The organism is Arthrobacter sp. 92 (assembly GCF_050260325.1).
Classification (GTDB): Bacteria; Actinomycetota; Actinomycetes; order Actinomycetales; family Micrococcaceae; genus Arthrobacter.
This window is the reverse complement of sequence record NZ_CP189863.1, coordinates 730,488-743,528: the sequence shown is the minus strand read 5'-3', so window position 1 is coordinate 743,528 and position 13,041 is coordinate 730,488. Positions and strand designations below refer to the sequence as shown.

The window sequence follows — 13,041 nt, the reverse complement described above, 5'->3', positions numbered from 1 at the left end:
GGAATGCGGCGGCATCCGCCTGTTCTCCCAGTCAAACAGCGCGCGGCCGGCAATGCGATGCCGGCAGGGTCACGGTTTGCGGTCGGTTTGGTGACGGCGCGGGGAAGGCGGCCCGGGCTCAGCGGCCCCGGCTCAGCCGCCCGGGCTCAGCGGCGCGGGATGTTGCGCAGGTTGCTGCGGGCCATGCTCACGGCCTCGCCGGCACCCCGGTTGAGCACCACCTTGGACATCGCGGTGGCGAATCCCAAAATCTGGGCTCCCTTGATCTTGGGCGGGATGGACAGTGCCTTGGGGTCCGTGATGAGTTCCACCAGCGACGGTCCGGGGTGCGCGAAGGCCTCCCGGTAGGCGTCCTCGATCCTGGCCGGGTCCGTGACGCGGACGGCGTGGAAGCCCAGGGCCCGTGCTACCTCCGCGTAGTTGGCGTCCGGCACGTCCACGCCGAAATCCGGAAGCCCGTCCACCAGCATTTCGAGCTTGACCATTCCCAGGGTGGAATTGTTGAACACCACCACGTTGACCGGGAGGCGGTGCGCCGCGACGGTGATCAGTTCTCCCAACAACATCGACAGGCCGCCGTCGCCGGAGACGGAGACCACCTGGCGCCCGGGATAAGCCAACTGGGCGCCGATGGCATGGGGCAGGGCGTTGGCCATGGAGCCGTGCAGGTACGAACCGATCAGCCGGCGCGTGCCCAGCGGATTGATGTAGCGGGCGGTCCAAACGTTGCACATGCCGGTGTCCGCGGTAAAAATCGCGTCCTCCGCCGCTATCTGGTCCAGGAGCGAGGCCGCGTATTCCGGGTGGATCGGTTGCTTCTTTTCCACGTTGCGGGTGTAGGCCCCCACGGCCTTATTCATCAGCCGGTCGTGCTTCTTAAGCATCGCATCAAGGAACCGGCGGCTCTTTTTTGCCTTCACCAGAGGCATCAAGGCGGCGAGTGTGGGGAGGATGTCACCATGGACGGCGATGTCGACGTCGGTCCTCCTGCCCAGTTTGTGGGCGGCACGGTCCACCTGGGCGGTGCGTGTCTTGGGGAGGAACTGGTCGTAGGGGAAGTCCGTCCCCAGCAGGATGAGCAGGTCCGCGTCCTCAATCCCCTCGGCCGCGGCGCCGTAGCCCAGGAGCCCGGTCATGCCGATGTCATAGGGGTTGTCGTACTGCATGAAGTCTTTGCCGCGCAGCGAGTGGCCAATCGGCGCAGCAATCAGTCCGGCCAGGGCAATAACCTCGTCATGGGCGCCCTCCACCCCGGCCCCGGCAAAGATGGCCACTTTCGCGGCCGCGTTGACCGCATCGGCCAGGTCCTGCACACTGGCCCGGTCCGGCATCAAGGTTGCCGGCCGGAACGTTGCCGGAACCGGACTCTCAGCCGTGGCCTCCAGCCCCGCAATATCACCGGGAAGCGTCACGACGGCGACTCCCCTGAGCCCGAGGGCGTGCTGGATGGCACTGTGCATCACACGGGGAGCCTGTTCCGCCGTGCTGACGAGCTCGGAGTACACCGAGCATTCGTTGAAGAGCCTGTCAGGATGGGTTTCCTGGAAGAAACTGCTGCCGATCTGCTTGCTCGGGATGTGCGAGGCGATGGCCAGCACCGGCGCGCCGGAGCGGTTGGCGTCGTAAAGGCCGTTGATCAAGTGCAGGTTGCCTGGCCCGCAGGACCCGGCGCACACGGCGAGCCGGCCGGTCAGTTGTGCCTCGGCCGCGGCAGCAAAAGCGGCGGCCTCTTCGTGACGGACGTGGATCCAGTCAATTCCGCCGTTCGTGGAGCCACCGGTTTTGCGGACAGCGTCCACGATCGGGTTGAGGCTGTCCCCCACGATTCCGTAGATGCGCTGCACTCCGGCAGCCTGGAGTTGTTCGACGAGCTGAGTTGCAAGTTCCTTAGCCATGGGTGGACGCTCCTGCCATCGGATCAATGAGCTGACAGGGCCAATATAGTCCGAGCACCTACGGCACTTCCCAGCTGTCGCGGCCGCGCTCCCTCGCTTCCCCGATCGGGGAGGGAGCCTCCGGCCGCGAACAGCCCGGTCAGCTACCTGAGTGGGCCTGCAGGAATGAATAGACCTCGGTCTCGTCCACCCCGGGGAAGGCGCCCGGCGGCATGGCCGCGAGCAGGTGCGAATGGGCACGCGCCGACGGCCAGGCATTCCCGGCCCACTCCGAGGCGAGGGACGCCGGCGGACGCTTGCAGCAGCTTTCATCCGGGCATGTGGACTTGGATCTCTCGGTGGTATCGCGGCCCCGGAACCACTTCACCTGGGCATACGGCACCCCGACGGAGAGTGAGAACTCGCCGTTGGCCGATCGCTCCGTCCTGGCCGTGCACCAGTACGTCCCCGCCGGAGTGTCGGTGTACTGGTTGTAGGCGCTGAACTTGTCCGGCACGTCGAACACCACCCGCGAGGTCCAGTTCTTGCACGAGGGCTGGCCCTCGATGGCGCCGGTGTGGTCCTGAGGGAACGTCACGCCGTCGTTCTCGTAGGCCTTGTAGATGATGCCGCTCTTGTGCGTCTTCTGGAAGTGCGTGCGGATATCCAGGTGCTGGGTGGCCAGGTTGGTGAAACGGTGGGCGGCGGTTTCGTAGGACACGGCGAAGGCGTCGCGGATATCCTCCACCGCGATTTCCTTGGCCTGCTTCGCGTTCTGCAGGAATTGCACGGTGGCCTGTTCGGGCAGCAGCAGCGCGGCGGCGAAGTAATTGGTTGCCACGCGTTGCATCAGGAAATCGCCGTAGTTGGTGGGGGTCTGGTGGCCCAGGACGTAGTGGCCCAGGGCCTGCAGGAGGACTGAGCGGGGGTCGTGGTCGCTGCGGACATTCTGCGTGAGATAAATTCGCCGGTTTTTAAGATCCGTCACTGAGCGCGTGGAATGCGGCAGATCGCCCACGTGGTGCAGGCTGAACCCGAGGTGCGCGGCGATGTCCGCGATCACGTGGTGCGACAACGGGCCGCTGGTGTGCCCCACCGAGGCGAGGACCTTCTGGGCCTCCGCTTCGTACTCGGGGAAGTAGTTGTTCCGCTCCCGCATCATCGCTCGAAGCTCACCGTTCGCACGGCGGGCCTCTTCCGGCGTCGCGATCTGCTCGTTCAACCTGCGTTCAAGCTCGTGCTGCAGCCCCACCATGGACTCCAGCACATCCATCGGAAGGCGCGAGCTGATGCGGATTTTAGGCAGGTTCAACGACTCATAGAGAGGGCTGCGCTGATACCGTTCCAGCTCGATCTCCAGCGCCGCGCGCCGGTTGGGCGGCTCCGCCCCCAGCAGCTGATCAATGCTGACGCCCAGGGCGGCAGCCAACTGCTGCAGCAGCCCCAGCTTGGGTTCGCGCTTGCCGTTCTCAATCAGGCTCAGCTGACTCGGCGCGGTTCCGACGGCGGCACTCAGGCCGTCGAGCGTGAGCCCTGCTGCTTTGCGCAGGTGGCGGACGCGGCGGCCCAGGCTGATGACGTCCAGTTCCGGCGCGGCGGGAGACGACGACGGCGTAACTGCTTGGCGGTTCCAGCTGGCGGGATGCATTTCTTGAGAATACGCGAAGAAGTGCATTTCTTTCCAGTCTTTTCATCTAGTAACCCTCTTGAAAGTAAAGAAAAGTAGGTCTTACGGAAAGAAACACCGATCCGGATCCGCCGTCCTGGCACTGCAAAGGCGCAACCCAGGGCGGCACCGGGCCCCATGAAGGAGACAAAGATGACTGCAGCATTTGAGCCCACCCAGCAGACGCCCGAAGAGCAGGCCGCCGCACTGGAGCTCGAGTGGGCCGCCAACCCGCGCTGGGAAGGTGTGACCCGGGACTACAAGGCGACCGATGTTATCCGCCTCCGCGGCCGGGTCTCCGAAGAACACACGCTCGCCCGCCGCGGCTCCGAGAAGCTGTGGAAGCAGCTCACCGAGGAACACGGCACCGGCGGCTACACCAACGCCCTGGGTGCCCTGACCGGGAACCAGGCCGTGCAGCAGGTCAAGGCCGGGCTCCGCGCCATCTACCTCTCCGGCTGGCAGGTCGCCGCCGACGCCAACAATTCCGGCCACACCTACCCGGACCAGTCGCTCTACCCGGCGAACTCGGTGCCCACCGTGGTCCGCCGGATCAACAACGCCCTGCTCCGGGCCGACCAGATCGAGTTCTCCGAGGGCATCCAGACGGTCCAGGACTGGATGGTCCCGATCGTCGCCGATGCCGAGGCCGGCTTCGGCGGACCGCTGAACGCCTACGAGCTGATGAAATCCATGATCCAGGCCGGCGCCGCGGGCGTTCACTGGGAGGACCAGCTCGCCTCGGAGAAGAAGTGCGGCCACCTCGGCGGCAAGGTGCTGATCCCCATGCAGCAGCACGTCCGTACGCTGAACGCGGCACGCCTGGCCGCCGACGTCGCCGGGACCCCGTCCGTCATCATCGCCCGCACCGACGCCGAGGCAGCCACCCTGATCACCTCCGACGTCGATCCGCGCGACCAGGAATTCATCCTCCGCGAAGGCGGAGCGCCGGTCCGGACCCCGGAGGGCTTCTACAAGGTCCGCAACGGGATCGAACCCTGCATCGCCCGCGCCAAGGCCTACGCCCCGTACTCGGACCTGATCTGGATGGAAACCGGCACCCCGGACCTGGAGCTGGCCCGCAAGTTCGCCGAGGCCGTCAAGGCCGAGTTCCCGGACCAGATGCTCTCCTACAACTGCTCGCCGTCGTTCAACTGGCGCAAGCACCTCGACGACGCCACGATCGCGAAGTTCCAGCGCGAACTCGGCGCCATGGGCTTCACGTTCCAGTTCATCACCCTGGCCGGCTTCCACGCCCTGAACTACTCGATGTTCGACCTCGCCCACGGCTACGCCCGGGAAGGCATGAGCGCCTACGTCGAGCTGCAGGAGAAGGAATTCGCCTCCGAGTCCCGCGGCTACACCGCGACCAAGCACCAGCGCGAAGTCGGCACCGGCTACTTCGATGACATCGCAACCGCGCTCAACCCGAACGCGTCAACCCTGGCCCTGGTGGGATCCACCGAAGAAGGCCAGTTCCACTAAGCCCCGCCCCACTTTCCCGCCCGTTGCCCTATCACTTACGGTCCCCATCGAACGCCTGTGGGGACTGGAAGTGATAGGGCAACGGGGGATCTTCAAGGAGCAACTGCCATGAACAGCTTCACTGACAACTTCACCATCAACGGGATCACGTTGACCGCCCAGCCCATTTGCCGCCAGAGCGAGGTGCTGACTCCGGACGCTTTGACCTTCGTCGCCACGCTGCACCGCGCCACGGCCGACCGCCGGCAGGGGCTGCTCGAGGCGCGCCGCGCACGGCGGGCCGAGATCGCCAAGGGCCAGGACCCGCGGTTCCTGCCCGAGACCGAATCCGTCCGGAACGACCCGAACTGGCGCGTCGCTCCCCCGGCACCGGGCCTGGCGGACCGCCGGGTCGAGATCACCGGTCCGGTGGACAAGAAGATGACCATCAACGCGCTGAACTCCGGCGCCAAGGTGTGGCTTGCGGACATGGAGGACTCCTCCACCCCGTCCTGGCGCAACGTCATCCAGGGCCAGCTGAACCTCACGGACGCGCTGGAACGCCGGATCGACTTCACCACGCCCGAGGGCAAGGAATACAGGCTCCGCCCGGCCGGCGAACTGCCCACCATCGTGGTCCGCCCCCGCGGCTGGCACCTGCCCGAAAAGCACATGCTCATTGACGGCACCCCGGTCGCCGGCGGCCTCGTGGACTTCGGCCTGTACTTCTTCCACAACGCCCGGCGCCTGATCGCCCAGGGCAAGGGCCCGTACTTCTACCTGCCCAAGATCGAGAACCACCTCGAGGCCCGGCTGTGGAACGACATCTTCATCCTGGCCCAGGACCTGCTCGGCATCCCGCAGGGCACCATCCGCGCCACCGTGCTGATCGAGACCATCACCGCCTCCTTCGAGATGGAGGAGATCCTCTACGAGCTGCGCGAGCACGCCGCCGGCCTGAATGCCGGGCGCTGGGACTACATCTTCTCCCTGATCAAGAACTTCCGCACCCGCGGCCCGCGCTTCGTCCTGCCGGACCGCGGCCAGGTGACCATGACGGCCCCGTTCATGCGCGCCTATACCGAACAGCTGGTCCGGGCCTGCCACAAGCGCGGCGCCATGGCCATCGGCGGGATGGCGGCGGCCGTGCCCAACCGCAAGGACGAGGCAACGAACGCCATCGCCTTCGAGAAGGTCCGCGCCGACAAGACCCGCGAGGCGGCCGACGGATTCGACGGCTCCTGGGTGGCGCACCCGGACCTGGTTCCGGTTTGCCGCGAGGTGTTCGACGGCGTCCTCGGGGAACGTCCGAACCAGCTGGACCGGCTCCGCGAGGATGTCACCCCGGATGACCGTGCCCTGATCGACATCGCCTCCACCACCGGCACCATCACCGAACAGGGCATCCGGAACAACATCGAAGTGGGCATCCGCTACATCGAGTCCTGGCTGCGCGGCAACGGCGCGGTGGCCATCCACAACCTCATGGAGGACGCCGCCACCGCGGAGATCTCCCGCTCCCAGCTGTGGCAGTGGATCTACTCCCGGGCCATCACCGACCGCGGCGAGATCATCAGCCGCGACTGGGTGGAGGAGATGCTGGACGAGGAGTTCGCCAGGCTCGAACGCTTCGAGGGTGACCGCTTTGCCGACGCCCGGGACATCTTCGAGGAAGTCACCCTCGGCGAGGAGTTCCCGAGTTTCCTGACCCTCCCGGCCTACGCCCGCTTCCTGCACGAGGCCCGGGACGGCACCGACGGCACCATCGAGGACGCGGACCTCGTGGCCGCCTGAGCCTCCCCCAACCCAGGACCGGAGATTCCGCGTGGATCTCCGGTCCTGCCGAGATTTCCGTCCGCTGGGTGGCCACGCCCTTCGCAACAGGCACCCCGAAATCCGGGCGGCGGCCCAGCGGCGGAAGACCGTTTCAGTTAAGCGCGAACGGACACTTGAGGCCCACGATCCGCGGGCCTCAAGTGTCCGTTCGCGCTGTTCGAAGAGGGTCAGTGAGCCTTCGGCACGTGGCGCAGGGACAGCGAGGTCCCAAGGATGAACGCGGCCACGGAGCACAGGATGAGCAGCAAAGGGCCGGTCCAGGCGCCGGATACTCCGTGGACGTACCCCAGCAGGGTTGGGGCGGCGGCCCCGAAACAGTAGCCTGCACCCTGCACGACGGCGGACATCCGGCCCGCGGAAGCCTGGTCACGGGCCAGCCGGATGATGGCGATAAAGATCAGCGTGATGCCGCCGCCCTGGGCGATGCCGCCAAACGAGGACCACAGCCACCACAGTTGGGGGGCCAGCAGCAGGCCCACGGGCACAGTCAGCCACAACAATCCCAGCGTGAGGCCCACCCTGGTTGTATTGGCAAAGCGTGCGGCGAACGGCACCCCCAGTCCGCCCGCAATGGCGAGGATCTGAAAAAGGGAGGACCCTGCTCCGGCAGCGGACGGCGCCATGCCCAGCTCGTCCGCCAGCAGGCTGGGCAGCCACGCCGTCACGCCGTAGTAGGAGAACGCCTGCCCGGCGAACCCGGCTGTCAGCCCCACGGTGATCCAGCGGGACGCCGGTTTGCCCGCCACGCGCTGTGGATCCGCGTCCGGGACGGCCTCGGGTACGAAGGCCCGGCGGCGCACAGCGAGCGCCCATACCGCGGCGGCCGCCAGCGCGAAGACCCCGCACGCGGCGATCGCCGGGCGCCAGCCCAGCAGCTCGGCCAGTGGAGCCGAGACCATGGATGTCACGAAGGAACCGATGTTCAACGCCGCGGTGTAGATCCCCATGGCCGTACCCTGCCGGGCGGGGCTGAAGTCCCGCCGGATAATCAACGGGACCACGATGTTGCCGATGGTAATGGCGATGCCGAGGATCACCGTGCCCAGCATGACCAGGGCACCGCCGTCGGTCGAACGGACCACCACGCCCAGGAGCACCCCGAGCAGGGTCAGCGTGATGGCGAACTCCGGGCCCAGCTTGCGTCCGGTCAGGGAAGCCAGCGGCGCGGCCAGGGCGAAGCACAGCACGGGTATACCGGTCAGGTAGCCCAGTTCCACGGGCGAGAAACCCAGGTCGCGCTGCATCTCCCCCACCACCGGCGCCACGGCCACAAAAGGGCCGCGCATGTTCAGGGCGATGAGTCCGATGGCGGCAAGCAGGATCCAGCCGCGCGGGATCCGTCCATTGGTATACGCCGTCATGCGGCGGGCTGCTGGCTGGCTGGGGTGCTGGAAAAAGCATTCATCAGTTCCATTGCTATCACGCAGCCCGGAACATGACGCGGGTTAACCCGTCGCCTGCAGCGTGGCTTCGATCACCGCGGGCGACAGGACGTGCTGGGTGACCATCTGGCTGGCCCCCAGGATCGCGGCCTGGTCGCCGGTCATCGAGAGCCCTATCCGCAGATGGGTGGTGGCAAGCGGCAGCGAGCGCCGGTACACCACCTCGCGGACACCGGCCATCAAGTGCTCACCGGCCTGGCCCAGGCTTCCGCCGATGACGATGACCGAGGGGTTCAGCAGGTTCACCACCGTGGCCAGGACGTCCCCCACATCCCGGCCGGCCTGCCGCAAGGCCTGGATGGCCTGCAGGTTTCCTTCCGCCACGAGCCGGAGGACGTCGGCGCCGTTGGCGGCCTTGAGTCCTTTCGCACTGAGTTCACGGGCGACTGCCGGGCCCGAGGCGAGGGCCTCGAGGCAACCGTAGTTTCCGCACCGGCACAGGACATCGTCCCCGCGCGGCACGCGGACGTGCCCCAGGTCGCCGGCGGTGCCGTTCGCGCCACGCTGCAGCTCGCCGCTGCTGATGATGCCGGCTCCGATTCCTGTTGCCACTTTGATGAAAAGGAAGTTCTCGACGTCGGGCCAGGCGGCAGTCCGCTCCCCCAACGCCATGATGTTGACGTCGTTGTCCACAAGCACGGGGACGGGCAGGGACTGCTGGACGTAGCGGACCACATCGAAGCCGTCCCAGCCGGGCATGATGGGCGGCTTGATGGGCCTGCCGCTGCTGTGTTCCACGGGGCCGGGCAGCCCGATGCCGATACCGGCCAGGTCCGCGGGAGTGCGGCCGGATTCGGCCAACACGGAAATCGACTCCTCCACCACGCGCCGCAGGACAGCCTCGGGCCCGGCAGCGACGTCCTGGGACAGCCTGCGTTCGGCAAGGATGTTCCCGCCCAGGTCGGTGACGGCGACGATCACATGGGTGGCGCCGACGTCGACCGCCAGCACTGCCCGCGCGGACGGCTTGAAGGCAAAGCGCGACGGCGGCCGCCCGCCGCTGGAGGTGGCCTCGCCGGCGGGGCCCACCAGTCCCGAGGAGATGAGGGCGTCAATCCGGGATGCCACGGTGGATCGTGCAAGCCCGGTGGTAATCGCCAGCTCCGCGCGGGTTCGTGCCCTTCCATCACGGAGCAGTTGAAACAAGTCCCCGGCTCGGGAAAGGCTGCCCGCACCCTCGGGGGCGGCACTGTCTTTGGCCAGCTCCCTGGCTTGACCTGCGGTTGGACTCATGAATCAGTGATAGCACGAACGCTTTTGTATGTCACTCCGCAGAATCTCGTCGAAATGTTCTCGACTTTTGCTTGACGCTCGGCAAAAGTAGTTCTAGCTTTGGTGTGAGCCGCATCACCCAAGAGTCCGGGTACAGCGGGCCGCCCGTTCCAGTGAATACAAAGAGGTATTGCTCGTGTCCAGCCACCCACAGGCAGTGCCGGCGCCCCTCGGCGTCGGGATCCTGGGCGCAGGGCCCGTCACCCAGGCAATCCACCTGCCGTCCCTCGCGAGGCTCCGCGACATCCTTGAAGTACGCCACATCATGGACGTTGATCACGCGGTGGCCGAATCGGTGGCCGGCAGGGTGGGCGCCCGCTTCAGCACCACCGTGGAGGAACTCCTGGCCGACCCGCAGGTGGACATCGTGGCCATCTGCAGCCCCCATCAGTTCCACGCCGCGCAAGTCATCGCCGCGTGCCGGGCAGGCAAGAAGGCGGTCCTCTGCGAGAAGCCCTTCGCCATGAGCGGCCAGGAAGCGGCCGGCATCTCCGCCGTCTCGGCCGAAACCGGCGTCCCGATCATCGTCGGGGCCATGCATACGTTTGACCCGGGCTGGCTTGCTGCCGCGGCGGCCTGGGGAGATCTTCCGCAGCAGGTGCACACCATCAGGTCCTCGATAGTCCTCCCGCCCAACCCCCGCTTTGAGGATTTCGCCACCGAGATCGTGGGCCGCGCCGAGGTACCCCCACGCGACAATGCCGATCCGGACGTCGTCAGGGCCATGCTGACCGGCGGCGTTATGGGCCTGGCAATTCACGACCTGCCCCTCATCCGGCGGTTTGCCCCGGAGTTCCGGGACGTCGAAGTCCTGCACGCCGAAACCGTCCGGCCCTTCGGCTATGTCATCTCCATGCGGGCCGGAGCCGTGGATATTGAACTCCGGGCAGCCATGAACGGCACCTGGGAACCGTCCTGGACCCTGGAGGCGATCGGCGATGACAGCTCCCTGCACCTCGATTTCACACCTTCCTATGTCCACGCGGGTTCGGCAACTGCCCGGATCAACAAGGCAGGCAGCACCACGGTGCTGGGCCCGTTCGCCCACAACGGCTACGAGGGCGAATGGCGGAAACTCGCCGAGCTGGCCCGCGGCACCGGCGCGGCGCCCAGCGCGGACACGCTGATCCACGACCTTGAGTTTGCGCTCTCGATCGCCGACGCCGCTGCCGCCCGCTTCGGTGCCGGGACGTCCGCTTATGAGGAGACGAGAGCATGACGGCGGCACCGCTTTATGTCCAGTCAAGCCCGGAGGCTGAAGCGGCCGGCGCCGTGGCCGCCGTCGTGGCGTCCCTGCCCGTGTCCTTTGCTCCCGCAACAGGCCGCCCCGACGTGGTGGCCGTCGCCGGTCACGCCGCCTGGACGGAACGGGCAGCCGGCGCGGTTCGCAACGGCGCCCGCGGCGTCGTCGTCGCCAATCCTGTGGTGGAGGATCCCGCCCGCCTCGCCGAGGCAGCCGCTGAACACCGGGCAAGCGTGGTCCTTGACCAGCAATGGGCCGGAAACCCGGCCATAGCCGATTCCCGGGACTCAGCCCGAAAGGTCATCACCGAGGCCCTGGCCGACGCCGTCCTGGTGGATTCGGTGGCCTACTCCGCGCCGGGAAACGATCCCAGGGGGCTGCTGACCGACCATCTCGCCGCAGCACTCCAGTGCGGACTGGAGCTTGACGGGCTCAAAGTGGTCCAGCACGGACCCAGTGGCTACACGCTTGTGGGCAGGCTCCCGAACGGCGCGCCCGCGGCACTGCACGGCATCACCACCGCGTCCGTGCCAGCCACCGCCACGATCTCCATTCTGACGTCGATGGGACGGGCGGACATCACCCTCCCGGACGCCTCGGCGGCCTGGCCCGCCGAGGTCCGCGTCGTCACAACGGCAGGGGCCGCCCTGCTTCCCACCCTCTACGAATCAGCTCACCGCCACAGCTGGACACGCCTCCGGGAGTCGCTCGGGTCCGGTCGGCCGGCCGCCGACCTGGAGCGCTTCACCCTCCTCAACGCCCTCGTCAACCAGCTCGCCCTCTGACCATTCAACGCCCACCCGCATCCCGGCCCACCAGTAGTAACCGCACCATCAGCAACAGGTTTCACTGCAACTTAATGTCGAGATGGACCGGCCCGAACGCGTGCCGGATCCTGAAAGGAAACAAATCGTGACGAACAAGTCCTCCGCCTCTTCCTCATCCTTCTCCCGCCGGGGCTTCCTGGGCATTGCCGCCGCCGCGGCGTCCGTGCCGCTCCTCGCCGCTTGCGGCGGCGGTTCAGCCTCGCAGGGCGGTGGCGGAGGAGCCGGGGGCGACATTAAGTTCTGGGACATGCCCTGGGGTACTCCGGCGTACAACGAGGCTGCCAAAAAGCTCGCCGACGCCTACGCTCCAACCTCGGGCCACGGCAAGGCCAACTACCAGATCATCCAGTGGAACAACTTCTACCAAACGTTCTCCTCGGCCATCGCGTCCAAGACGGGCCCCGCGGTATCCACCGGTGGCGGTTTCCAGGCGTTCCAGTTCGAGCAGCAGGGCCAGATCGCGTACGCGGACAAGGTCATCGACGAACTGAAGAAGAACGGCATGTTCAGCGACTTCCTCCCGGGTGTCCTGGACCCGTTCAAGACGGACAAGGGCTACGTGGCAGTGCCGTGGCAGCTGGACATGCGCGTGTTCTGGTACCGCAAGTCGCTCTTCGACCAGGCCGGCGTCGGGCTGCCCTCCGACTGGCCTTCCCTGCTTGAGGCCGGCAAGGCCCTCAAGAAGATCGGTGCCTTCGGCTTCACCACCGGGGCCGGGGCGGGCAACAACTACGGCAACCACTCCATGATCATGATGATGGTCAACAACGGCGGCGGCGTGTTCAACAAGGCCGGCGAGCTGGACGTTATGAACGACCGCAACGTCGAGGCTATCGAATTCGTTCTTGAGCTCGTGTCCAACGGCATCGTAGATCCGGCCGCGGTCAGCTACACCACGGACAACATGTCCGCCCAGTGGAAAGACAAGAAGGCTGGCTTTGGCCTGTTCCAGGTGGGTGTCCCGCAGCGTGTCGGAGACACTTCCGGTGACCTTATGGTGGCGAACCCCCTTACGGGCCCGCACGGAGACAAGGCGACGATTGTTTTCCCGAACAACATCATGATGTACAAGAACACCCCGTCGCAGGAATCCTCCGAGGCATTCCTGGTGTACTACCTGGGCCAGCTGAAGGAACTGTGGCGTCAGAAGCTGATGAACTCGCTTCCGGTCTTCAAGTCCATCACCGAGATGCCCGAGTTCCAGCAGGACGCCAACAACGTCAAGATCGTGAAGGACTGGCAGCCCATCGCCAAGACCTTTGCCTCCCAGGGCAGCACACTCAACGCCAACCTCGCGGCCCTGGACGGCGGCCAGGCCCTCAACCAGTTCAGCCAGACGGTGCTGACGGGCAAGGCCGACGCCAAGACCGCCCTGCAGAACTTCAAGACCGGCCTCGAATCAGTCCTCAAGAAATAG

At 66.5% G+C, this 13,041-nt stretch carries 9 protein-coding genes; 5 read left to right on the top strand and 4 right to left on the bottom strand.

Annotated features, from left to right (window positions below):
- Positions 1-146 precede the first annotated feature (146 nt).
- Entirely contained in the window at positions 147-1,895 is a 1,749-nt protein-coding gene (locus ACP4XC_RS03475) for a pyruvate dehydrogenase (RefSeq protein ID WP_427173498.1), read from the bottom strand.
- A 139-nt stretch (positions 1,896-2,034) separates the two neighbouring features.
- The gene (locus ACP4XC_RS03470) at positions 2,035-3,549 is read right to left on the bottom strand and encodes a helix-turn-helix domain-containing protein (RefSeq protein ID WP_427173497.1); all 1,515 of its coding nucleotides are present in this window, start codon (positions 3,547-3,549) and stop codon (positions 2,035-2,037) included.
- 144 nt (positions 3,550-3,693) lie between these two features.
- On the opposite strand from ACP4XC_RS03470, the gene aceA reads away from it, so the two are divergent.
- Together aceA and aceB are read left to right on the top strand one after the other, a co-directional pair.
- On the top strand, positions 3,694-5,025 hold the full coding sequence (gene aceA, locus ACP4XC_RS03465; RefSeq protein WP_427173496.1) for an isocitrate lyase: 1,332 nt from the start codon (positions 3,694-3,696) through the stop codon (positions 5,023-5,025).
- Between the two features lie 108 nt (positions 5,026-5,133).
- Positions 5,134-6,798, top strand: a complete 1,665-nt coding sequence (aceB, locus tag ACP4XC_RS03460; protein ID WP_427173495.1) for a malate synthase A — start codon at positions 5,134-5,136, stop codon at positions 6,796-6,798.
- A 209-nt stretch (positions 6,799-7,007) separates the two neighbouring features.
- On the opposite strand, the gene ACP4XC_RS03455 is transcribed toward aceB, so the two are convergent.
- Together ACP4XC_RS03455 and ACP4XC_RS03450 are read right to left on the bottom strand one after the other, a co-directional pair.
- Positions 7,008-8,201, bottom strand: a complete 1,194-nt coding sequence (locus ACP4XC_RS03455; protein ID WP_427173494.1) for a CynX/NimT family MFS transporter — start codon at positions 8,199-8,201, stop codon at positions 7,008-7,010.
- Positions 8,202-8,285: 84 nt separating this feature from the next.
- The gene (locus ACP4XC_RS03450) at positions 8,286-9,515 is read right to left on the bottom strand and encodes an ROK family protein (protein ID WP_427173493.1); all 1,230 of its coding nucleotides are present in this window, start codon (positions 9,513-9,515) and stop codon (positions 8,286-8,288) included.
- 175 nt (positions 9,516-9,690) lie between these two features.
- Here ACP4XC_RS03450 and ACP4XC_RS03445 point away from each other — a divergent pair, with 175 nt between their 5' ends.
- From ACP4XC_RS03445 to ACP4XC_RS03435, 3 genes are all read left to right on the top strand, one after another.
- Positions 9,691-10,773 (top strand): Gfo/Idh/MocA family protein, encoded by a 1,083-nt coding sequence (locus ACP4XC_RS03445; RefSeq protein WP_427173492.1) that lies wholly within the window; start codon positions 9,691-9,693, stop codon positions 10,771-10,773.
- Complete coding sequence (locus ACP4XC_RS03440; RefSeq protein ID WP_427173491.1) at positions 10,770-11,582, top strand: hypothetical protein; 813 nt, start codon at positions 10,770-10,772, stop codon at positions 11,580-11,582. Before ACP4XC_RS03445 ends, ACP4XC_RS03440 begins: the two co-directional genes overlap by 4 nt.
- Positions 11,583-11,709: 127 nt before the next feature.
- Complete coding sequence (locus ACP4XC_RS03435) at positions 11,710-13,041, top strand: ABC transporter substrate-binding protein (RefSeq protein WP_427173490.1); 1,332 nt, start codon at positions 11,710-11,712, stop codon at positions 13,039-13,041.